The sequence below is a fragment of the Comamonas sp. w2-DMI genome, assembly GCF_040187735.1.
In the GTDB taxonomy this organism is placed as follows: Bacteria; Pseudomonadota; Gammaproteobacteria; order Burkholderiales; family Burkholderiaceae_C; genus Comamonas; species Comamonas terrae.
The window spans coordinates 62,009-83,511 of sequence record NZ_JBANEL010000003.1 but is presented as its reverse complement, the minus strand read 5'-3'; the positions used below and the strand labels follow the sequence as shown (position 1 = coordinate 83,511).

Genomic DNA, 21,503 nt, shown 5'->3' with positions numbered 1-21,503 from the left:
TGAGCCCCGGACCGGGAACTGCGGGCACCAGGGGCCGCGGCCGCTTCATGGGCCGGCCCCCCTGGCAACGGGAAGCCCAGGATTCTAAAGCCCGGCGCCGCACGACCCGGCGCCCGGCCCGCGGCGTGATGGAACGCTTTCCAAAAAAGAGCAGCCGGCGCTTGCCCATCAAGCGCTGACTGCCGTTTTCATGCCATCTGCGGGATTCACACCGCCCAGCGCAGCCCATGGGCCGGCACGCCGGGCCAGGCGCCGCGGCCGTCATCCTGGGCCGGTGCATCGGGCTTTTGCAGCACGCGGTTCAGGATGCGTTCCTCCAGCGCGGCAAAGGCCGGGTCGCCATGCGAGCGCGGGCGCGGCAGTGCGATGGTTTCGTCCAGGGCGATGCGGCCGTCCTCGATCAGCACGACGCGGTCGGCCAGTGCCACGGCTTCCTGCACGTCGTGGGTGACCAGCAGCGCCGTGAAGCCATGGCGGCGCCACAGGCCTTCGATCAGCCGGTGCATCTCGATGCGGGTCAGGGCGTCGAGCGCGCCCAGCGGCTCGTCGAGCAACAGCAGGCGCGGCTGGTGGACCAGCGCCCGGGCCAGGGCCACGCGCTGGCGCTGGCCGCCCGAAAGCCGGGCCGGCCATTCGTTCTCGCGGTCTGCCAGGCCCACCTGGGCCAGCACCTCGCGCCCCTTTTCCCGCGCCGAGGCCGGCAGGCCCAGCGTCACGTTGTCCAGCACGCGCAGCCAGGGCAGCAGGCGCGCGTCCTGGAACATGATGCGCGTGTCGTCCCGGGCATCGGCGGCGTCGGCTCCGTCGATGCGCACCTGGCCCGTGCTGGCCGTCTCCAACCCTGCCACCAGCCGCAACAGGGTGCTCTTGCCGCAGCCGCTGCGGCCCACGATGGCGATGAACTCGCCGGGCCGCACATCGAGCTGCACCTGGTGCAGCACCTCGCGCTCGCCGTAACGCTTGCTCAGTGCGCTGGCCTGCAGGTGCACGCCCGACACCAGCTTGCGCCGCACGGCGCGCTCCTCGCGCTCCGCCAGTTCGGCCTGGCGCCTGGTCTCCAGGGCCTGGATTTCCTCCCACGAGGACTCCCAGGTCACCAGGGGAAAGCTTGCATTCAATGCGCCGGCCACGGCCCGGCTGAAGCGGCTTGTCAATGGAGTCATTGCAGTTCCTATTCTTTTATCTACGTAAAAGCGCGCAGCCTGAAAAACTGGCGTACCCCATCGGCGGCGGCCGGCAAGGGCCGCCCCGCCGCAAAGGCCGCCGTCCTCCTCCCAGGGGGAAGCCGCGCAGCGGCTCAGGGGGGCGTCGCATAACTCGGGTGCCAGCGCAGCCACCAACGCTCCAGCGAGCGGGCGAACATATCCGCCAGCTTGCCCAGCAGGGCATAGAGCAGGATGCCGACCAGCACCACGTCGGTCTGCAGGAACTCGCGGGCGTTCATGGTCAGGTAGCCGATGCCCGACTGCGCGGAGATGGTCTCGGCCACGATGAGGATCACCCACATCAGGCCCAGCGAGAACCGCAGGCCCACCAGGATGGACGACAGCGCGCCCGGCAGGATGATGTCGCGGTACAGCTGCCAGCGCGTGAGGCCGTAGCTCCTGCCCATCTCGATCAGCCCCGGGTCCACGTTGCGTATGCCGTGGAAGGTGTTGAGGTAGATCGGAAAGAACACCGAGACGCTGATCAGGAACAGCTTGGCCGACTCGTCGATGCCGAACCACAGGATGACCAGCGGGATCAGCGCCAGCGCGGGAATGTTGCGCACCATCTGGATGGTGGAATCCAGCAGGGTCTCGGCCCAGCGCTGCGAGCCCGTGAGCAGGCCCAGCGCCAGTCCCAGGCTGCCGCCGATGGCGAGGCCGGCCAGGGCCCGGCCGGCGCTGACCTTGACATGGGTCCACAGCTCGCCCGAGACGGCCAGTGCCCAGGCCGCGCGCAGCACGTCCAGCGGTGCCGGCAGCACGCGGGTGGACAGCCAGCCCTGGGCCGACGCCACCTGCCAGGCCGCGATCAGCGCGAGGGGCACCAGCCAGGGAACCAGGCGCAGGCCCACGCTGCGCGCCAGTCCGGTGGACAGGTGGATGGTGGTGCGGGCCAGGTCTGCGCCCTTGATCGCATCCGCCTGCTTCAGGCCTGCGGTTTGAACTTCACTCATGCAAAAAACTCCTTGCGTCTGGCCGTATCAGCTTTGCGAAACCCGCACCGGCTCGCCCTGGACGACGCCCGGCGAGTACAGATTGGCCACGGTCTCGCCGAACGGGCCGCCCGCGTTGCCGCCGGCCAGCTTGTCGCGTACGGCCAATGGCAGCAGCGGGAACACCAGCTCGGCAAAGCGATAGGCCTCCTCCAGATGCGGGTAGCCCGAGAGCACGAAGGTGTCTATGCCCAGGTCTGCATATTCCCGGATGCGGTCGGCCACGGTCTGCGCATCGCCCACCAGGGCCGTGCCCGCGCCGCCGCGCACCAGGCCCACGCCAGCCCAGAGATTGGGGCTGATCTCCAGGTCCTGGCGGCTGCGCTTAGTGCCGCCCGCGTGCAGGGCCGCCATGCGGCGCTGGCCTTCGGAGTCCATGCGCGCGAATGCGGCCTGGGCCTGGACCACGGTCTCGTCCTGCACCTTGCTGATCAGGCGCTCGGCATCGGCCCAGGCTTCCTGCTCGGTCTCGCGCACGATCACGTGCAGGCGGATGCCGAATTTCACGGTACGGCCGTGGCGGGCGGCTTTCTCGCGCACATCGGCGATCTTCCGGGCCACTTCGGCGGGCGGCTCGCCCCAGGTCAGGTAGGCGTCGACCTGTTCGGCCGCCAGCTCGTGCGCGGCCGCCGAGGAGCCGCCGAAGTACACCGGTGGATACGGCTTTTGCTGCGGCGGAAACAGCAGCCTGGCACCCTTGACCGTCAGATGCCTGCCCTCGTAGTCCAGCGTGCCGCCCTCGTGGCTGCGGGCCAGGATCTCGCGCCAGATGCGGATGAACTCGGCCGACTGCTCGTAGCGCTGCGCATGGTCGAGGAATACGCCGTCGCCCTCGAGCTCGGCCTGGTCGCCGCCGGTGACCAGGTTGATCAGCAGGCGCCCTTCGGAAAGGCGGTCGAAGCTGGCCGCCATGCGCGCGGCCAGGCTGGGCTGGTGCAGGCCCGGGCGCACGGCCACGAGGAACTTGAGCCGCCGGGTGACGGGGATCAGGCTGGAGGCCACCACCCAGGGGTCCTCGCAGGAGCGCCCGGTGGGGATGAGCACGCCTTCGTAGCCCAGGCTGTCGGCGGCGATCGCCACCTGCTTGACGTAATCGTGGCTGAGCTGGCGCGCGCCCTGGGCCGTGCCCAGGTAGCGGCTGTCGCCATGGGTGGGAATGAACCAGAAAACCTGCATGCTTGCTTCTCCTTAGACCTGGGGTCCGCCAATGGGGGTGGAGGCGGCCAGGCGCGCGAATTCCGCGGCCGAGGGCTGCCAGACGATGTCGGCCACGCGCACCTGGCGCGGTATCAGGCCGAGACGAAAAAACGCATCGGCCACGCGCTGCTGCTCGGCCACGATGGCCGGGCCGATCAGCCCCACGGGCGAGCTGGGCCGCCGGGCGATGAAGCGGCTCACCACGTTCGCATCCAGCCCGCTGAAGGCCGCGATCAGGCTCACGCTTTCCTGGCGCGAGGCCTGGGCGAACCGGTCGGCGCGCGTCAGCTCCTCGAACAATGCCTTGATCACCTGCGGATGGCGCTCCACCACCTCGCGCGAGGCCAGGTAGAAAGAGTTGTTGCCCGACAGGCCTTCTCCGTTGGTCAGCACGCGCGGGCGTATGGCCAGCTCGGTGGCCGCGTAGAACGGATCCCAGATGGCCCAGGCATCCACGCTCTTGCGCTCGAAGGCGGCGCGCGCATCGGCCGGCGCCAGGTAAATGGGCTGGATTTCGCTCCAGGCGATGCCGGCCTTGTCCAGCGCCCGCACCAGCAGGTAGTGGGCGCTGGAGCCTTTTTGCAGCGCGATGCGCTTGCCCTGGAGGTCGGCCAGGCGTGTCAGCGGCGAGTCGGCCGGCACCAGGATGGCCGAGCTCTCGGGCTTGGGCGGCTCCGCGCCCACATAGCGCAGGTCCTTGCCCGCGGCCTGGGCGAACACGGGCGGCGAATCGCCGGTCAGCCCGAAGTCCAGGCTGCCGGCCGACAGCGCCTCCAGCAGTTGCGGCCCGGCCGGAAATTCCAGCCAGCTGATCCTGGTCTGCGCAAAGCGCTTTTCCAGCACGCCATGCTGCTTGAGGATGACCAGGTTGACGGCGGATTTCTGATAGCCGATGCGCAGCTGCGCGGGCGCCTGGGTGACCGGTACGGACTCGGCGCGCGCAAAGTGGTCGGCCAGCGTCCAGGCAAAGGCCGTGGTGCCCAGCAATTGCAGGGCCTGGCGGCGCCCGCGCTGAAAACGGGGAATGCTCGGTGGTTGGGGCATGGTGTACACCTCTTTGATGCTGTCTCAGCGGCTGGCCAGCAGGTCCACGGGGGCCGCGTGCAGCAGGTTGAGCTTTTTGGGAATGAGCTTGAGGTCGAAGAAGGTGTCGGCGATCTGCTGCTGCTCGGCCAGGATCTCGGGCGTCACGGCGGTCGTGCCGAAGCGCGCACGGCTCAGGTACAGCGCGGTCACGGCGGTCTCCAATCCCAGCACCTGCGCCAGCTCTGCCGCGGCGGCGGCCTGGTTCCTGGAGGCCCAGAGATCGATGGCGTTGAGCTCCTCGATGGCGATGCGCAGCACGTCGGCATTTTTGGTGGCGAAGTCGCGCGAGGTGAAGTAGTAGGCCCGGTTGTTGACCACGCCCGTGGCATCGGCCAGCAGGCGCGCATCCAGCGATTTCTGGGCCGCGGCCAGGAACGGGTCCCAGATCAGCCAGGCATCGACGGAGCCGCGTTCGAAGGCCGCACGCGCATCGGCCGGGGCCAGGAAGACGGACTGCACGTCGCCGTACTGCAGTCCGTGCTTTTGCAGCAGCTTGACCAGGAAGTACTGCACGTTGGAGCCCTTGTTGTAGGCCACGCGCTTGCCCTTGAGGTCGGCCACGCTGCGGATCGGCGAATCCTTGGGCACCAGCACGGCCTCCAGCGCGGGACGCGGCACCGTGGCGCCCGCGTAGACCAGCGGCGCGCCCGCGGCCTGGGCGAAGATGGGCGGCGCCTCGCCCACGTCGCCGAAGTCGATGGAGCCCACGTTCAGGGCCTCGAGCTGCACGGGCCCGGCGTTGAACTCGATCCAGCGCACGGACACGCCCAGCGGCGCCAGGCGCTTTTCCAGCGTGCCGCGGTTCTTGAGCACCGACAGCCAGCCCTTCTGGTGGCCCACGCGCAGCACGCGCGGGCCCGCGGCTGCGGTGCCCTGGCCCTGGCCCCAGGCCGCGCCCGTGGTGGCCAGCACGGCGGCGGCCGCCAGCGAGGTCTGCAGCCATCGGCGGCGGGCCGGCACGGCCGGTGCGGAAGCGGAGAGATCGGAAATGTGGAATTCGGTCATGGTGCTTGCCTGTTTGCGTGGCGGGCAGGAAATCAGGGCAAAAGTTCCCCATGCGCCCCATTCATGGGCGCTGCCTGCTATGAAAATTGGAGATCAAAAACGGGCGGCTGCGGTGTGCGCGGCGATGGCGCACCGGCCGGCAAAGGGATCAGACGCTACATCGCACGTCGGCAAAGGCGACGTCTTCGAATTCCGTGGCCGCACTCCAGGCCGCGTTGCGGCGCAGGTCGCCGGCCAGCAGTTCGGCGGCATCCTCCACGCGCTGGGCAATATCCGCCGCCAGGCCGTAGCCGCCCTCGGGCAGCAAGGGCACGCCCTGGTCGGTGGCGTAGATGCCGGGCAGGATGTGGCGGGCCCCCAGCGACTGCAGCACGGGGCGCAGCGCATAGTCCAGCGCCAGCATGTGGTGCGGGCTGCCGCCGGTGGCCAGGGGCAGCACCAGCTTGCCCTTGAACGCGGTCTGCGGCAGCACGTCCAGAAAGACCTTGAGCAGGCCGCTGTAGGCAGCCTTGTAGACCGGCGTGGCCACCACGATGGCATCGGCCCGGGCCACGCGCTCGGTGGCCTCGCGGACGGTGGCGGACTGGAACTGCGCGCCCAGCAGGGCCGCGGGATCCAGCCTGGCCAGCTGCAGCACCGGCTCGACGGCCGCGCCGTGGGCCTTGAGCCGCAGCGCCGTGGCCTCGAGCAGGGCCGTGGAGCGCGATGGCTGCGTGGGGCTGCCGGCAATCAACAAAATGGACATGGTGGTGGGCTCCGCCGGTGCTGCAGTCTTACTTCTTGGCGTAGATCTGGTCGAAGCTGCCGCCGTCGGCAAAGTGCGCCTTGTCGGCCGCGGCCCAGCCGCCGAAGGCCTGGTCGATGGTGAACAGTTCCAGCTTGGGGAACTGCGTGCTGAACTCGGCCGCCACCTTGGCATCCGTGGGGCGGTAGAAGTTCCTGCCGGCGATACGCTGGCCCTCCTCCGAATACAGGTACTTGAGATAGGCCTCCGCCACGGTGCGCGTGCCCTTCTTGTCCACCACCTTGTCGACCACGGCCACCGAAGGCTCGGCCAGGATGGACAGCGAGGGGGCGACGATCTGGAACTTCTCGGGGCCGAACTCCTTGAGCGCCAGATAGGCCTCGTTCTCCCAGGCCAGCAGCACATCGCCCAGGCCGCGCTGCACGAAGGTCACCGTGGCGCCGCGTGCGCCCGTATCGAGCACGGGCACGTTCTTGTAGAGCTTGGTGATGAAGTCCTTGGCCTGGGCCTCGCCGCCGTACTTGCGCTTGGCGTATTCCCAGGCGGCCAGGTAGTTCCAGCGGGCACCGCCCGAGGTCTTGGGGTTGGGCGTGATCACCTGGATGCCGGGCTTGACCAGGTCGTCCCAGTCCTTGATGCCCTTGGGATTGCCCTTCTTCACGAGGAAGACGATGGTGGAGTTGTAGAGTGCGCTGTTGTGCGGCAGGCGCTTTTGCCACTCGGGCTTGACGCTGCCGTTCTTGACCAGCGCGTCGATGTCGCCGGCCAGGGCCAGCGTGGCCACGTCGGCCTCGATGCCGTCGATGATGGAACGCGCCTGCTTGCCCGAGCCGCCGTGCGACTGCTTGATGCTCACGTCCTGGCCGTTCGTGGCCTTCCAGTGCTTGGCGAAGGCCTGGTTGTACTGCACGTACAGTTCGCGCGTCGGATCGTAGGACACATTGAGCAGCTGCACGGCCGCCTGGGGCGCGGCCGGAGACTGCGCCCAGGCCGGCAATGCGGGCAAGGCCGACAGGGTCAAGCCGGCAATCAGGCTGGCGGCAACGGGAAACTTGATAAAGTGGCGGCGATTTTTCATGAGACCGTGTTCTTTGAATGAATGGATAACGGATCCGTGTTCCGTTGCTCTGCATTCTTCAATCTCGCTCTTAAAACTCAAACCAATAAGATTTTAGTTTGTTATAACCAAAACATCTGAATCACTGACAAGGACTGCATCGATGGCACGTACTGTTCACTGCATCAAGCTGGGCGTTGACGCCGAAGGCCTGGACTTCCCCCCCTACCCCGGCGAGCTGGGCAAGCGCATTTATGAAAACGTTAGCAAGCAGGCCTGGGCCGACTGGCTCAAGCACCAGACCATGCTGGTCAATGAAAACCGCCTGAACCTGGCCGACGCCCGCGCCCGCCAGTACCTGGCCCGCCAGATGGAAAACCACTTCTTCGGCGGCGGTGCCGACGCCGCGGCGGGCTATGTCCCGCCCAGTGCGTAATACAGCACAGCACGTCAGAAAGGGTTTTTCCAAAAACCACTTCTTCGGCGGCACCGCCGCTCCAGCAGGCCAGGTGCCGCCGGGCGCATAACCGACGGTTCGGTACAGACGGAACCAGGCTGCGCCGCCCTTGCAGGGCCCCATGCCGAAAGGCCTGGGGCCTTTGCTTTTGCAGAGCGCAAGGACGACGCGGATGCATGCCCATCTTTCTTTTTCCGAATGCCCGTCAGTTGCGATACATTTTGCAAACAAAGTGCCGGACGCCTGCACCCTGGCTGCATGCGCTGATGGCCCCGAAACCCTTGTCCGGTCATGGGCCCCGGAATAGCGCATGCCGCAACTTCGTCTTTCACTTCGCACGGCGGTCACTCTCCCGTTCATCGCGGTCTTCGCGCTGACGGTCGGGCTGCTGTCCTTCTGGCAGCAGCGCCAGGTGGACAAGCTCATCAACCAGGAAAGCCTGCGCCTGCTCGACGCGATCACCATCGCCTCGCGGCACCAGCTGGCCGAATACCTCGAAACGCCGCTGCAGGTGCAGCACGCCGTGGCCGACGCGCTGGCGCGCGACGGGGTGTACCGGCCCGGCGACATGCGCCCCCTCTACCGCCATCTGATCCGCGCCTTCAGCGAGCTGTATGCGCAATACGACCAGATCAGCGTCATGGGCTTCGGCGGCGTACGGGGCGAGTATGCGGGCGTGCGGCGCGAACGCGACGGCACCTACCGCCTGATACTGCAGGACGACAGCACACAGGGCATGATGCGCGTCTTTCCCGGGCTGGAACCGTCACCCGACGCCCTGGGCTACGCCGGCTACGATCCGCGCATCCGGCCCTGGTACAGCCATGCGATCGCTGCCGAGGGGCCGCGCTGGTCGCCCATCTACACGGTGGCCGGAGACCGCGGCGACGTGACGCTTTCCGCCGCCACCGCCGTGAAGACGCCCGAAGGCGTGGTCGGCGTCGTGGCGGCCGACCTGCGCCTGAGCAGCATGAACCGCTTTCTCCAGGCGCAGCCGCTGCGCGGCAACGGCTTCATCGCCATCGTGGATGCACAGGACTACCTGGTTGCGCATTCGCTGCCACGACCCATACTGGCGCAGCCGGGCAACGCCTTCCAGTCGCCGTCACGCCTGCCGCTGACGCAGTCGCCCGAGCCTGCGCTGCGCACCGCGGCCCGCTGGCTGGAGGCGCATCCGGCCACGGATGACACCCCCCTGCACCTGAGCTTTGCCGAAGAGGGCCAGATCTACCATGGCCAGATCACGCCGTTTCGCGACACGCGCGGCATCGACTGGCGCATCGTGGTGGTGCTGCCCGAATCCGATCTCGTGAGCAGCATACGCAGCGACAGCCGCACCGCCCTGACGGGCGCCATCGTGCTGGCCCTGCTGGGGCTGGCGCTCGGCCTGTGGTGGCTGCAGCGGGCCATACGCCCCATCCTGGTGACGGCCGACGCCGCCCACCGGCTGGCCGGCGGCGACTGGGATGCCGCCAAGGCCCTGGCCCCCACGCGGATGGTCGAGATCTCGGCCCTGGTGGGTGCCTTCAACCATATGGCGCAGCGGCTGCAGCAATCCTTCGAGCACATGCGCACGCTGGTGCAGTTCGACACCCTCACGCACCTGCTCACGCGCGCCGGCCTGATCCAGCGTGCCGACGCGGCCGCCATCGCAGCCGGCAAGCCCTGCCACGCGGCGCTGTGCCTGCTGGAGCTGCAGAACTTTCGCAGCATCCGCGACGACGTGGGCCACAGCACCGCCGAACAGTTGCTGCAGGCCGTGGCCGAGCGCCTGCGCACGCAGCTGCCGCGCCAGGTGCTGCTGGCCCGGCCGGCCAGCAACGAATTCGCCATCGTGTGGCTGGAACAGCTCGACACGGAGCAGCTGCAGCAGCGGAGCCTGCAGGTGCTGAACATGTTCGCGCAGCCGTTTTCCGTGGGCGAGGACGATATTCTCCTGCGAGCCTGTGCCGGCGGGCTGTCCGGCGAACTGCTGCCCGGCGCCCTGCCCGACTGGCTGCGCAACGCCAGCATCGCGCTGGGCGAGGCAGAGCGCGGACCGCGCCGCTATGTGGCCTACGAGCCCGCGCTGGCGCAGCGCATGCTGGGGCGCACGCAGCTGGCCATGGAGCTGCGCCAGGCGCTGGACAAGCACGAGCTGGCCGTGCACTACCAGCCCGTGGTGGACCTGGCCACGGGACACATGCGCGGCGCCGAGGCCCTGGTGCGCTGGCACAGTCCCACGCGCGGCATGGTCCCGCCCGGCGTTTTCATCGCCGTGGCCGAGGAGTCCGACCTCATCCTGCGCATAGGCGGCTGGGTGCTGCGCCAGGCCGCGCACGACATTGCCGCGCATCTGGACCGGCTGCCCCGGGATTTCGAGCTGCATGTCAATGTCTCGGCCCGCGAGCTGATCCAGTCCGACTTCGCCACGACGCTGGAGCGCGTCCTGATCAGCAGCGGCCTGCCCCCGCGCATGCTGACGCTGGAGCTCACGGAATCCATGCTGCTCGAAGGCAACGATGCCACGCTGCAGCGCATCGGCGCCATCAAGGCATTGGGCGTGAAGATCGCGATTGACGACTTCGGCACCGGCTATTCCTCGCTGGCCTATCTGAGCCGGCTGCGCTTCGACTGCATCAAGATCGACCAGAGCTTTGTGCGCAAGCTGCCGGCCTCCCAGCCGGACACGGCCATCGTCACCGCCGTGCTGCGCATTGCCGAGGGCTTTGGCGTGCAGGTCGTGGCCGAGGGCGTGGAACTCGAGGCCCAGGCACTGCTGCTGTCCAGCCTGGGCTGCAGGCGCGCCCAGGGCTACTGGTTCGCCAGGCCCGGTCCGCTGGCGCAGATGCTGGCCTACCGCTCGCCATGGAAATGAGGCCGGCCGGCGGAAACCGCCCGCCGATTGGCTAGAATTGCGGCTTTCCTGCGGGAGAGCGGAGCGCCTGCCACACAAGAAGGCTCCCGCCGAAGGCGCAAACTCCCATAATCGCTCAGGCACGAAGTACCGCAGGAAGGATTCGCCAACTGGAGAGCAGCCCGCGGCCAAGACCTGCAGGGCTCACCGAAGGGGCAAGTGCGCAAGGGCTTGTGCATGCAACTCTCAGGTAAAAGGACAGCGGGAGAGGCGCGCCACCCATCCAGCTGCCACTGCGCCGGATGCCGTGGCCTTTCCCATCGGGGCCGTCATGCTTCCTTCGATTTCCTTGCTGGATTCTTTCCAGTCCTCCCAATTCACCGTCATGCTGGTGATCTACCTCGTGGCCATCACCGCCGAAGCCATGGCCGGCGCGCTGGCCGCTGGCCGCCGCAACATGGACATCTTCGGCGTGGCCGTGATTTCCTTCGTCACCGCGCTGGGCGGCGGCACCATCCGCGACATGGTGCTGGGCCACTACCCGATAGGCTGGACCCAGCACCCCGAATACGTCTACCTCGTCATCTCCTTCGGCCTGCTGACCACGGTGATCGCGCGCCACATGTACCGGCTCAAGCAGGTGTTCCTGTTCCTCGATGCCATGGGCCTGATCGCGTTCTCGCTGATCGGCTGCAACGTGGCGCTGGAGCTCGGCTACCCGACCGTGGTGGTGGTCATGGCCGGCATGATCACCGGCATCAGCGGCGGCATTTTGCGCGACGTGCTGTGCAATCAGGTGCCCGTGGTGTTCCGGCGCGAGCTGTATGCCAGCGTCTCGCTCACCGTGTGCCTGCTGTTCCTGTCGCTGCGCGCGCTGGAGGTGAGTTCCAACATCAGCACCGCCGTGTGCTTTGCCGGGGGCCTGGCCTTTCGCCTGGCGGCCATACGCTTCAAGTGGCGCCTGCCGGTGTTTTCCTATCAGCAGCGCTGGGAATGAGTGCGCCGCGCGGCCGAACTTCCGTCACCCATGTCCGAAACCATTGAATGGTTGCCTGACGGCACGCCCTACAGCCCCCGTTTCGGGGACCGCTACCACAGCGAATTCGGCGGCCTGGACCAGGCGCGCCACACCTTCTTCGGCGGCTGCGGCCTGCCGCAGGCCTGGGCCGGTGCGCCGCAATGGCGCATCCTGGAAACCGGATTCGGCTTCGGCCTGAACTTCCTTGCCACCTGGGCCGCCTGGAAGGCCGATCCCCTGCGGCCGCGCCTGCTGCATTTCGTCTCGGTCGAGGCCTATCCCGTCTCGGCCGAAGACATGCGGCGCGCCCTGCCAGACGATGCGCAACTGCGTCCTCTGGGCCAGGCGCTGGCCGCCCAGTGGTGGGGCCTGCTGCCCGGCGTGCACCGGCTCTCGTTCGAAGGCGGCCAGGTGCTGCTCACGCTCTACATCGGCGATGCGCAGACCATGCTGCGCAAGCAGCAGCTCATCGCCGACAGCGTGTTCCTCGACGGTTTTTCGCCCGGCGCCAATCCCGACCTGTGGAGCCCGGAGGCCCTGAAGACCGTGGCCCGCCACTGCCGCCGCGGCACACGGCTGGCCACCTGGTGCGTGGCCGGCGAGGTCCGGCAAGGCCTGGCGCGGCTGGGCTTCGAGGTCCGCAAGGTGCCCGGCGTACCGCCCAAGCGCCACAACCTGCAGGCCTGCTTCAACCCGCAGTGGGAGCCCCGCCAGCGCGATGACGGCTTGCCACCGCCCGTTGCGGCCCCGGCACGCTGCCTGGTGCTAGGCGCCGGCCTGGCCGGCGCCGCGGCGGCCGCCAGCCTGGCGCGGCGCGGCTGGCAGGTCACCGTGCTCGACGCCGGCGATGCGCCGGCCAGCGGCGCCTCGGGCCTGCCGGCTGGCCTGTTCTGTCCCCATGTCTCGCCCGACGACAGCGTCCTCTCGCGCCTGTCGCGCAGCGGTGTGCGCACCAGCTTGCAGACCCTGCAGCAGCTGACCGGACGCCAGCATCTGGAAGCCGGCGTGGACTGGGCGCACAGCGGCGTGCTCGAGCACGACCTGAACCAGCCGGCCGAGCTGCCGCCCGAATGGCTGGGCCAGGAGTCCGCCGGCCGGCAATGGAGCCTGCCCGCCATAGCCGGCCAACTGGCAGCGGCCCGCCTGCCGGGCGACAGCCGGGCCGTCTGGCATGCGCAGGCCGGCTGGGTACGCCCGGCGCGCCTGGTCCGGGCGCTGCTGGCAGCGCCCGGCATCCGCTGGCAGGGGCAGGCGCAGATAGCCCGCCTGCGGCAGACCGCCACATCCCTTTGGCAAGCCCTGGATGCGCAGGGCCGTGAGCTGGCGCAGGCCGAAATGGTGGTGCTGGCCCTGGGCCCGGCCACGACAGGCCTGCTGCTGGCCAGCGGCCTGGATGCGGGCCAATGGGAGATGCAGCCGATCCGCGGCCAGGTCAGCGTGGCCGGGCACACGCCCGCCACACTGGCAGCCATGCCGCCGTTTCCGGTGAACGGCCACGGCAATCTGGTGCCTGACTTTCCGGCATCCGACTCCGGGCAAGGCCCAGGCCGGCAGTGGGTGATGGGTTCCACCTTCGAGCGCGACGTCACCGCGCTGCCGCCTTCGCCGCAGGAGCAGCGCAGCGCCCATGCGAGCAATGCCGACAAGCTCGCCGCATTGCTGCCCGCCTGCCGGCCCGCGCTGGATGCCTTCTTCGATGCGCCGCAGTTGCCGCAGACCTGGTCGCGCGTGCGCTGCGCGGCCTATGACCGCATTCCCGTGGTCGGCCCGGCGGGCCGGCATGCGCAGGACCTGCCGGGACTGTGGGTGCTGAGCGGCCTGGGGTCGCGCGGCCTCACGCTGTCGCTGTTGTGCGGCGAACTGCTGGCCGCGCGCGTGCATGGCGAGCCCTTGCCGCTGGATGCCAGGCTGGCCCAGGCCCTGGGCACGCAGCGCATGTGGGCACGGCTGCGGCACAAGCCGTCCTGAACCACATCTTCGATAGCACTGAACGCATGCTGGGCGGCCTTTTCCGGTGGTTCTATCCGTTTTTTTGGGGCCCCTGCCGCCCTGCGCCCAGCCGGCTGTTGCTCACCGGCAGCCTCCGGCCCGCAAGCCGGGGCTCTGGCGCGACAAGGTTTCCACGCGCAGGAGTCCAGATTCAATAAAGATCCGTGCGCACTGCATGGGCATAGTGCTCGTTCGCCTGCGCGGCCTGGCCGGCTGCAAGCGAGCCGCCGTGCAATCGCGCCAGGCCCGCCATTACATCGCCCACTGTCGGCAGCAGGCCGGGATCCAGGCGGCTGTTGACGGACCATAGACCGGCGCGATGGAGGGCGCGGCCGCAGTGAAACAGCACTTCGTCAATCCGGACCACGATCGCGGTTTTGGGCACCTTGTGGCCTTCGCGCAGCTCCTGCAGCAGCTCGCTGTCGGTCGATATCCGGCCACGGCCGTTGATGCGAAGGAAGAGGTCCAGGCCGGGAAACAGGAACAGCATCGCCAGGCGGCTGTCCTGCTGCAGGTTGCGCAGCGAAGCGATGCGGTTGTTTCCCGGCCAGTCTGCAAAAACCAGCGTCTGCGCATCCAGCACCCGAACAAAGCCAGGAGCACCGCCGCGCGGAGAGGCATCCAGGCCCGCGGCATCTCCCGTGGCCAGGCAGAAGAATGTGGCCCTGGCCAGATATTCCCGATGGAAATCCGCCAGGTAGTGAAGTACGCCGTTGCGGATACGCTCGGTCGGCGGATCGTATAGCGCATCGAGGTCCACCGCCTCCGGCCCTTGGGGCCGGGATGGTGCCGGAGGGGGAGAGAAATAATCAGGGGAAGGCATCAGCAAATCCATGGTGGAGGTACAGGTTCGCAAGCGTATGCCTCTTCGGCATGGCGGCTATAGAATTTATTGGACAAAAAATATCTCGAATCCGCCATGCCTGATCTCATGAGCGCACTGGGCGCCTATATGGACTCCGCCGAAGGCCCTTGCGTGGTCGCGGCAACCCGTGTGCTCGATCGGGAGCTGTCTTCCGAGATGCACCGGCATGCGCGCGGCCAGTTGTTCGGCTCCATCAAGGGCCTGATTTCCGTGCAGGTCGATGACGGTGTCTGGATTGTTCCGGCCATCCATGCCGTATGGCTTCCGCCGCACCAGGCCCATTGCGGGCGTTCCCATGGCCCTTATCACGGCTGGAGTGCCTATGTCGCGGAAGCGGCATGCGCCGACCTGCCGAAGCGGCCGTGCACCATCCGGGTGTCCGGCCTGCTGCGCGAAGCCGTGTTGCGCCTGGCCGGCTTCCCGCCGGGGGAGCCGCCGAGCGAGGCGCAGTCCCATGTATGCGCCGTTGTTCTGGACGAGATCCGAAGCCTGCCGGCCGAAGCGTTTGGACTGCCTTTGCCCCGGGACACCCGCCTTCAGCGCATAGCCCGGGCCTTGATGGCCAATCCGGCCGATGCACGGGACATCGAAAGCTGGGCGGATTTCGGTGCCCTCAGCTCACGGACGCTGAGCCGCCGGTTTGTGGCCGAGACAGGCTTCAACTTCACCGCCTGGCGCCAGCGCGTGCGCCTGCTGCGCTCCCTGGAAATGCTGGCCGAAGGCATGAGCGTCACGGCCATTGCCATTGATCTCGGCTACGCCAGCGTCAGCGCCTACATAGGCCTTTTCCGCCGTGTCTTCGGTGAAACGCCCGCCAGCTATCGCCTGCACCTGCAAACGAAGGCGTAGCGGCGCCCAAGCCATCAGGCCGCTAGCCGGCAGCCGTGCCTCCATGCGGCTGGATGGGCAGACACTTCATTCGGCCGGGCCAAAGCCGAAATGGCTGCCGTGGCCTGGCGGCAACGGCGGCTCTTCATCCGTGCGGCCATTGCTTCGCCCTTTCTTGGCAACACGGGCCGGATGCGGGCTGGTTTGGCGCGGTCCGATGTCCAGGTCCTGAATCAGCGACTGCAGCGCAAGCAGGCCATGGGCCATGGCCTCCCTGTAGGTCGACACACCCGAATCCGCCCGCTGCAGCTCCTTCCATCGGCCCTGGCCGCGTTCGCTGAGGACCCAGACAAAGGAGCCGGCTGCGGGCTCACAGACGTGGACGGCGATTTCTCGAAGTCTGCTGCTCATCGGCACAGCATAGGAGATTTCTCCAGATGCCCGTTTGCCCCCGCCTACCAGGCTGGCATGGTCGGGCCTACAAACGGCGACTCCCGGGCCGGCGAGACTGGAATTTCACGGTCAATATGGAGATTTCGGCATGGCAAGTGGAAGTCGCACCCTCTGGAACGGCGCTATTACCTTTGGCTTGGTACACATTCCCGTGGGCCTTCATACCGCCGCCACCCAGGAAGGCATCAATTTCGACTGGCTGGACAAGCGCACGCTGGACCCGGTGGGCTACAAACGCGTCAACAAGCGAACCGGCAAGGAAATTGACAAGCACAACATCGTCAAGGGCGTCGAATACAAAGAAGGCAAGTACGTCATCATCGACCCCGAAGAAATCGAGGCGGTATTTCCCAAGACTACCCATACCATCGAGATCGAACGCTTCGTCGACGCCGCCGAGCTGCCCTTCATTTACCTTGAACGTCCCTATTTCGTGGCGCCGCTGGACAAGAGCGACAAAGTCTATGCGCTGCTGCGCGAAGCCCTGATTGCCACGGGCAAGATCGGGCTGGCCAAGGTCGTCATTGCCACGAAGCAGCACCTCGCCGCGCTGGTGCCTTCCGGCCCGGCCCTGGTGCTGAATCTCCTGCGCTGGGGCGATGAGGTCAGGACCCTGGACAGCCTCGAATTGCCTCCTGCGGGGAAAAAAGGCGTGACCTCCGCCGAACTCAAGATGGCCCGGCAGCTGATCGATGAAATGTCAGGCGAATGGGATCCGGACGACTTCAAGGACGAGTTCCGGCTGCGGGTCATGAAGCTGGTGGAAAAAAAGGCCAGGGCCGGCAAAGCCAAGACAGTGATTCAGCCGCAAGAGCAGGCACCGGAAAGTGCCAAGGTGATCGACTTGACCGCCTTGCTGAAAAACAGCCTCAAGGGAGGGAAAGCCCCGGCAAGGGCAAAAAGCAAGACGGCCCCCAAAAAGGCGGCCAGGAACGCCAATGCCAAAAAGGAGTCCCGGAAAAAAGCCGCCTAGCGGATCTCGGGGCGCATTGCATGCCCATCCGGGCCCCCATGCCGTTCGTCCCGGCCGCAAGGCCCTTGCGCATGGCGATATCGGCAAATGCTCACGACAAGAGCCGGCACGCAGGAAGCTTTCCCGGCCCCTGGTCTGGGACTTCGGCTCCCCCTGCGCCTACAGCCATGCCGCGGTTCCAGGGCTAAGCTGAAGACCCGATGGGAGTTTCGTATGCATGAAGACCACACCACGACGAAGCCTGAAGGCGCATGGATCCATCTGGAAATGGAGCATGAACTGCGTGACTGGACCTGGGCACTCGAGTGCTCGGAGGACCGGCTGCGCGAGGCCGTTGCCGCCGTCGGCAACGGCGCGGTTCAGGTACGAGAGTACCTTGAGCACCGCTGACGGAAAAGCCTCGCATGGCAGCCACCGCAAAGGCCCAGAAGGGCCGGGACGACAGCAAGCCAAAGAAGGCACGGCCGCACAGCAGGCCCGACCCTCTGCGGGCGTACAGGCAAAAGCGCGACTTCTCTCAGACGCCCGAGCCTGCGGAAGGCGGGCAATCGAGCCCGGCGGGCCTTCAATACGTGATCCAGAAACATTGGGCCAGCCGCCTGCATTACGACTTGCGCCTGGAGCTGCAGGGGACGATGAAAAGCTGGGCCGTGCCCAAGGGGCCCAGCTACGACCCAGCGGACAAGCGCATGGCAGTGCAGGTCGAGGACCACCCCATTTCGTACAACACCTTCGAAGGCGAGATTCCTCCCCGGCAATATGGCGCAGGCCAGGTGATCGTTTGGGACAAGGGCTGGTGGGAGCCTGTGGGAAATGCGGAAAAAGGCTACCGCCAGGGCAAACTGAAGTTCGTTCTCCACGGCCACAAACTGCAGGGACGCTGGGCGCTTGTGCGCATGCAGGGACGCAGGAACGACAAGCAGCCGGCGTGGCTTCTGGTCAAGGAACATGACGAATTTGCCCGCCTGGCCTCGGAATTCAGCGTCGTCGACGCCCTGCCCGACAGTGTCTCTGCCCTGCCTCCGGCTGCGGCCCCCCGGACGCCGGGCATGGTCCAGGCCGACCGCGGCGCCCTCCCACCGGTCGCTGCCAAGGCCTCTCCCCTGCCTGAACGCCTGAAGCCCCAGCTGGCCACGCTTGCCGATGCGCCGCCAGCCGAACCGGCGCAATGGCTCTGGGAGCTCAAATTCGACGGCTACAGGCTGCTGGCCCGCATCGACAAAGGCTCCGTTCGCCTTTTCACGCGCAATGGCAATGACTGGACGGACAGAATGCCCGGGCTGGCAGCGGACCTCGCGCGCCTGCCCATCGAGTCGGCATGGCTGGATGGGGAAGTCCTGATGTTCGACAGCCAGGGCCGCCCGGACTTTCAGGCGCTTCAGAATGCATTCGACGGCCCATCGACACGCGGCCTGGTGTATTACCTGTTCGACCTTCCCTACGCGCAAGGAAAGGACCTGCGGCAGCTGCCTGTGGTCGACAGACGAGAGATGCTTCGCGCACTGGTGGGTCGTTCGGAATCCTCCGCCATTCGATTCAGCGAAGCATTCGAGGCCCGCGCGGAGGATCTGGTGGCTTCGGCCTGCCGGCTGGGATTCGAGGGCGTCATAGGCAAGCGCAAGACAGCGCCCTATGCATCCCAGAGGACTGCTGACTGGATCAAGCTCAAATGCCACCACCGACAGGAGTTCGTCATCGGCGGCTTTACCGATCCGCAGGGAACCCGCGTCGGCCTGGGCTCGCTCTTGCTGGGCGTCCATACCGACAAGGGCGCCTTGCGCTATGTGGGCAACGTCGGCACGGGCTTCACGGATCGTTCGCTCGCCGACCTGCACAGAAAGCTCAGCAGGCTGGCCTGCGGCAGCAACCCGTTCAGCAATGCAGGCGCCACGCCAAAGAACGCCCATTGGGTCCAGCCCAGGCTTCTGGCCGAGGTGTCCTTTGCCGAATGGACCCAACAGGGAAAGATCCGCCATTCCGTATTCCACGGCCTGCGGGACGACAAGCCCGCCACCGCGGTGGTCCGGGAACGCGCCAGACACCTGCCCGCAGCGCAGGACGCTCCGGCCGCGGGTCAGCAGCCCGGCCCCCTGAAAGTGACGCATCCGGAGCGGGTCGTCGATCCGGCAACAGGCGTGAAGAAACTCGATGTGGTGCGCTACTACGCCCGGGTGGCGCCGTTGTTGATGGAATACGTAAAAGACCGTCCCGTTGCGCTGCTGCGTGCACCGGACGGCGTGGAGGGCCAGCGCTTCTTCCAGAAGCACCTGGATACCGGCTCCATGGACGGTATCGAGGAGCTGGATCCGGCGCTGCATGAGGGGCACCCGCCTCTGCTTGCGATCGCGTCTCCCCAGGGGCTTTTGGCGGGTGCCCAGATGAACGTCATCGAATACCACAGCTGGAATGCCCGAAAAGACCGGATCCTGCGGCCTGACCGGATGACGTTCGACCTGGATCCGGGTGACCAAGTCCCCTGGGAGCAGGTGCAGGAAGCGGCCCAGCTGGTCCGGGTGCTTCTCCAGGAGCTCGGCCTTGCCGCATTTCTGAAGACCAGCGGAGGCAAAGGCCTGCATGTCATCACGCCGATCAAGCGCCTCCATGACTGGGAGACCATCAAAGGATTTTCCCGGGCATTGGTTCAGCACCTGGCATCCACCCTTCCCCAACGCTTCGTGGCAAAGAGCGGGCCGCGCAATCGCGTGGGCAAGATCTTTGTGGACTATCTGCGCAACGGATTCGGGGCAACCACCGCATGCGCCTGGACGGCACGCGCCCGGCCGGGCATGGGCATATCCGTTCCCGTTGCCTGGAGCGAACTCGATTCGCTGACAAGCGGCGCGCATTGGACGATCCGTACGGTGGAGCAGCGCCTCGCAATCGGCAACTCGCCCTGGTCAGGCTATGCAAAAGCTGCGACCAGCATCACCGGCGCAATGAAGAAGCTGGGCTTTCGACCCGCCAGGCCACACGATGCCAGGCAATGAGTGCTCGAGTGAAGCTGGCTTTGCAGGCCGCGCATTGGACATGGCACGATTGCTCACCCGTTGGAGCCAGGCACGGCCCTGGCCGAGCGACATGGCAGTGCCGCAGATTGAGGGATTTCCCCTCACCTGCAAGTCTGGCCGTACCTCCACCATAGGCTTCGGTTTCACCCAACTCCAGGAGCTCACGGCATGTCAGATGATCTCAGCAAGCAACCCAGTCCCGACCCGGCGGAATTCAACGCCTACTTTCCCTCCCCCTACTCGCTGGGCGAGTTCACCAGCCCGACGACGCCCATCGACGGCGCCGAGTACCCCGACGCCTACCAGGGCAGCCGCAAGGTGCTCGTGATCGCGGCGGACGAGCGCTACCTGCCCACGGATACCGGCAAGCTGTTCTCCACGGGCAACCATCCGGTCGAGACCCTGGTGCCCATGTACCACTTGCACCAGGCCGGTTTTGGCATGGAGGTGGCCACGCTGTCCGGCAACCCGTCAAGTTCGAAATGTGGGCCATGCCGACACAGCAGCCGGAGATCACGGAGCTGCACCGCAGCTACCTGCCCCAATTCCTGCAGCCGCGCAGACTCTCCGACATCGCCGACACCCTGAACGGCGATTCGGACTACCTGGCGGTGTTCATCCCGGGCGGGCATGGCGCCCTGATCGGCCTGCCGCAGAGCGAGGCCGTATCCAAGGTGCTTCGCTGGGCCATGGACCACGACCGGCATGTGATCTCCCTGTGCCACGGTCCCGCCGCGCTGATTGCCGCCGGCGCCTTCGGCCAGCCCTCCCCCTTCAGCGGATATGCGATCTGCGCCTTTCCCGATGCGGCGGACCGGCAGACCCCGGCGATCGGCTACATGCCCGGCGGGCTGACCTGGTTCTTTGGCGACCGGCTGCGCGCCCAGGGCGTCAACATCCTCAACAGCGACATCACGGGCGCCACCCACCAGGACCGCAAGCTGATCACCGGAGACAGCCCCTTCGCCTCCAATGCGCTGGGCAAGCGCGCCGCGCGGGCCCTGCTGGACGCAGTGGCACCGGGCTGAGCCGATGCAAGAGCTGGTGCGCACCGTTGCCGCCATCGAGGGCAGCACGAACCTGGGCGCCCTCGCCAGGGCCGTGCGCGCCTTCGCCGCTCCGCTGGGCTTCGACCGCTTTGTGCTCTACTCCTCCCAGCCTTCCCGGCAGGAAGTGATCGAGCATGTGCACTGGGCCGAAGGCGACTGGTTCGGCAATGGGGCGCCGGTGGATGCCAAGGCCTATCTGAAGTCCTGCCCGGTCAACCACCACATCCTGGAAACGGACCGCCCCTTTTTCTGGACCAAGCGCGGCGAACCGGGCACGCAAACCTACCGCGTCGTACCCAGTCCGCGCGGGATCGGCATCCATGGCTGGCAGGTGCCGGTCTTCGGGCCCTCGGGACTGATCGGGGCGATGAGCTTTGGCGGCCGCCACGTCGACGACTCCCTGGCCACCCGGCTGGCACTGACGCTGATAGGCCAGGCGGCCCTGAGAAAAGCCATCGCGCTTTCGGCGGCCGCCCGCCAGGCCCGGCCGTCGCAGCTGACCCCGCGCGAACAAACGGTCATGCGCTGGATGGCGGCGGGCAAGCGGCAGGCCGAAACGGCCGCCATCATGGGGCTGTCGGAACGCACCATAGAAAACCACCTCCGGCGCATCCGGCTGCGGCTGGGCGCGACGACCACGACGGAGGCCGTCCGCATGGCCATCAGGTCCGGGGACATTGCATCGTGATGCAAGAGCACGGCTCTCGCCGCCGACCGGATGCGGCCGAAAAGGTGGT

The 21,503-nt window shown here is 67.1% G+C and carries 20 protein-coding genes and 1 riboswitch; of the genes, 11 read left to right on the top strand and 9 right to left on the bottom strand.

Annotated elements, in window-relative coordinates:
* Window positions 1–206: 206 nt before the first annotated feature.
* The 7 genes from V8Z74_RS04845 to V8Z74_RS04815 all read right to left on the bottom strand — a co-directional run bounded on the left by V8Z74_RS04845 (window position 207) and on the right by V8Z74_RS04815 (window position 7,311).
* Window positions 207–1,163 (bottom strand): ATP-binding cassette domain-containing protein, encoded by a 957-nt coding sequence (locus V8Z74_RS04845; RefSeq protein WP_349708256.1) that lies wholly within the window; start codon window positions 1,161–1,163, stop codon window positions 207–209.
* Window positions 1,164–1,297: 134 nt separating this feature from the next.
* Entirely contained in the window at window positions 1,298–2,161 is an 864-nt protein-coding gene (ssuC, locus tag V8Z74_RS04840; protein ID WP_349708255.1) for an aliphatic sulfonate ABC transporter permease SsuC, read from the bottom strand.
* 27 nt (window positions 2,162–2,188) lie between these two features.
* A complete protein-coding gene (ssuD, locus tag V8Z74_RS04835) occupies window positions 2,189–3,376 on the bottom strand; it encodes an FMNH2-dependent alkanesulfonate monooxygenase (protein ID WP_349708254.1) in 1,188 nt (395 codons plus the stop codon).
* 12 nt (window positions 3,377–3,388) lie between these two features.
* Entirely contained in the window at window positions 3,389–4,441 is a 1,053-nt protein-coding gene (locus tag V8Z74_RS04830; protein ID WP_066471894.1) for a sulfonate ABC transporter substrate-binding protein, read from the bottom strand.
* A 24-nt stretch (window positions 4,442–4,465) separates the two neighbouring features.
* Window positions 4,466–5,488 carry a sulfonate ABC transporter substrate-binding protein gene (locus tag V8Z74_RS04825; RefSeq protein ID WP_349708252.1) on the bottom strand — a complete coding sequence of 341 codons (1,023 nt, stop codon included), beginning with the start codon at window positions 5,486–5,488 and terminating at the stop codon, window positions 4,466–4,468.
* Between the two features lie 148 nt (window positions 5,489–5,636).
* A complete protein-coding gene (gene ssuE / locus V8Z74_RS04820) occupies window positions 5,637–6,233 on the bottom strand; it encodes an NADPH-dependent FMN reductase (RefSeq protein ID WP_066471012.1) in 597 nt (198 codons plus the stop codon).
* Window positions 6,234–6,261: 28 nt separating this feature from the next.
* Complete coding sequence (locus V8Z74_RS04815) at window positions 6,262–7,311, bottom strand: sulfate ABC transporter substrate-binding protein (RefSeq protein WP_349708251.1); 1,050 nt, start codon at window positions 7,309–7,311, stop codon at window positions 6,262–6,264.
* A gap of 142 nt (window positions 7,312–7,453) precedes the next feature.
* On the opposite strand from V8Z74_RS04815, the gene V8Z74_RS04810 reads away from it, so the two are divergent.
* From V8Z74_RS04810 to mnmC, 4 genes are all read left to right on the top strand, one after another.
* Window positions 7,454–7,726, top strand: coding sequence for an oxidative damage protection protein (locus V8Z74_RS04810; RefSeq protein ID WP_066471018.1), 273 nt, complete (start codon window positions 7,454–7,456; stop codon window positions 7,724–7,726).
* Window positions 7,727–8,057: 331 nt separating this feature from the next.
* A complete protein-coding gene (locus V8Z74_RS04805) occupies window positions 8,058–10,604 on the top strand; it encodes a bifunctional diguanylate cyclase/phosphodiesterase (RefSeq protein ID WP_349708249.1) in 2,547 nt (848 codons plus the stop codon).
* A 41-nt stretch (window positions 10,605–10,645) separates the two neighbouring features.
* Window positions 10,646–10,746, top strand: a riboswitch (glycine riboswitch).
* A gap of 168 nt (window positions 10,747–10,914) precedes the next feature.
* Window positions 10,915–11,580 carry a trimeric intracellular cation channel family protein gene (locus V8Z74_RS04800; RefSeq protein ID WP_066471896.1) on the top strand — a complete coding sequence of 222 codons (666 nt, stop codon included), beginning with the start codon at window positions 10,915–10,917 and terminating at the stop codon, window positions 11,578–11,580.
* Between the two features lie 30 nt (window positions 11,581–11,610).
* Window positions 11,611–13,569 carry a bifunctional tRNA (5-methylaminomethyl-2-thiouridine)(34)-methyltransferase MnmC2/FAD-dependent 5-carboxymethylaminomethyl-2-thiouridine(34) oxidoreductase MnmC1 gene (mnmC, locus tag V8Z74_RS04795; protein ID WP_349708247.1) on the top strand — a complete coding sequence of 653 codons (1,959 nt, stop codon included), beginning with the start codon at window positions 11,611–11,613 and terminating at the stop codon, window positions 13,567–13,569.
* A gap of 172 nt (window positions 13,570–13,741) precedes the next feature.
* Here the strand turns inward: mnmC and V8Z74_RS04790 are convergent, their stop codons facing one another.
* Window positions 13,742–14,413 carry a pyridoxamine 5'-phosphate oxidase family protein gene (locus V8Z74_RS04790; protein ID WP_349708245.1) on the bottom strand — a complete coding sequence of 224 codons (672 nt, stop codon included), beginning with the start codon at window positions 14,411–14,413 and terminating at the stop codon, window positions 13,742–13,744.
* A 96-nt stretch (window positions 14,414–14,509) separates the two neighbouring features.
* On the opposite strand from V8Z74_RS04790, the gene V8Z74_RS04785 reads away from it, so the two are divergent.
* On the top strand, window positions 14,510–15,304 hold the full coding sequence (locus V8Z74_RS04785; RefSeq protein WP_349708244.1) for an AraC family transcriptional regulator: 795 nt from the start codon (window positions 14,510–14,512) through the stop codon (window positions 15,302–15,304).
* 66 nt (window positions 15,305–15,370) lie between these two features.
* On the opposite strand, the gene V8Z74_RS04780 is transcribed toward V8Z74_RS04785, so the two are convergent.
* Window positions 15,371–15,550 (bottom strand): hypothetical protein, encoded by a 180-nt coding sequence (locus V8Z74_RS04780; RefSeq protein WP_349708243.1) that lies wholly within the window; start codon window positions 15,548–15,550, stop codon window positions 15,371–15,373.
* 274 nt (window positions 15,551–15,824) lie between these two features.
* On the opposite strand from V8Z74_RS04780, the gene ku reads away from it, so the two are divergent.
* The 6 genes from ku (at window position 15,825) to V8Z74_RS04750 (ending at window position 21,454) form a co-directional block, all read left to right on the top strand.
* Window positions 15,825–16,709 carry a non-homologous end joining protein Ku gene (gene ku / locus V8Z74_RS04775; RefSeq protein WP_349708436.1) on the top strand — a complete coding sequence of 295 codons (885 nt, stop codon included), beginning with the start codon at window positions 15,825–15,827 and terminating at the stop codon, window positions 16,707–16,709.
* 213 nt (window positions 16,710–16,922) lie between these two features.
* Entirely contained in the window at window positions 16,923–17,099 is a 177-nt protein-coding gene (locus tag V8Z74_RS04770; protein ID WP_349708242.1) for a DUF3606 domain-containing protein, read from the top strand.
* Between the two features lie 14 nt (window positions 17,100–17,113).
* Window positions 17,114–19,696: a DNA ligase D gene (gene ligD, locus V8Z74_RS04765; RefSeq protein ID WP_349708241.1), complete on the top strand. Its 2,583-nt coding sequence runs from the start codon at window positions 17,114–17,116 to the stop codon at window positions 19,694–19,696.
* Window positions 19,697–19,885: 189 nt separating this feature from the next.
* The gene (locus V8Z74_RS04760) at window positions 19,886–20,305 is read left to right on the top strand and encodes a type 1 glutamine amidotransferase family protein (RefSeq protein WP_349708240.1); all 420 of its coding nucleotides are present in this window, start codon (window positions 19,886–19,888) and stop codon (window positions 20,303–20,305) included.
* Window positions 20,209–20,745 carry a DJ-1/PfpI family protein gene (locus tag V8Z74_RS04755; protein WP_349708239.1) on the top strand — a complete coding sequence of 179 codons (537 nt, stop codon included), beginning with the start codon at window positions 20,209–20,211 and terminating at the stop codon, window positions 20,743–20,745. The genes V8Z74_RS04760 and V8Z74_RS04755 overlap by 97 nt, the downstream gene beginning before the upstream one ends.
* Window positions 20,746–20,749: 4 nt before the next feature.
* Window positions 20,750–21,454: a PA1136 family autoinducer-binding transcriptional regulator gene (locus tag V8Z74_RS04750; RefSeq protein WP_349708237.1), complete on the top strand. Its 705-nt coding sequence runs from the start codon at window positions 20,750–20,752 to the stop codon at window positions 21,452–21,454.
* Window positions 21,455–21,503: the final 49 nt, after the last annotated feature.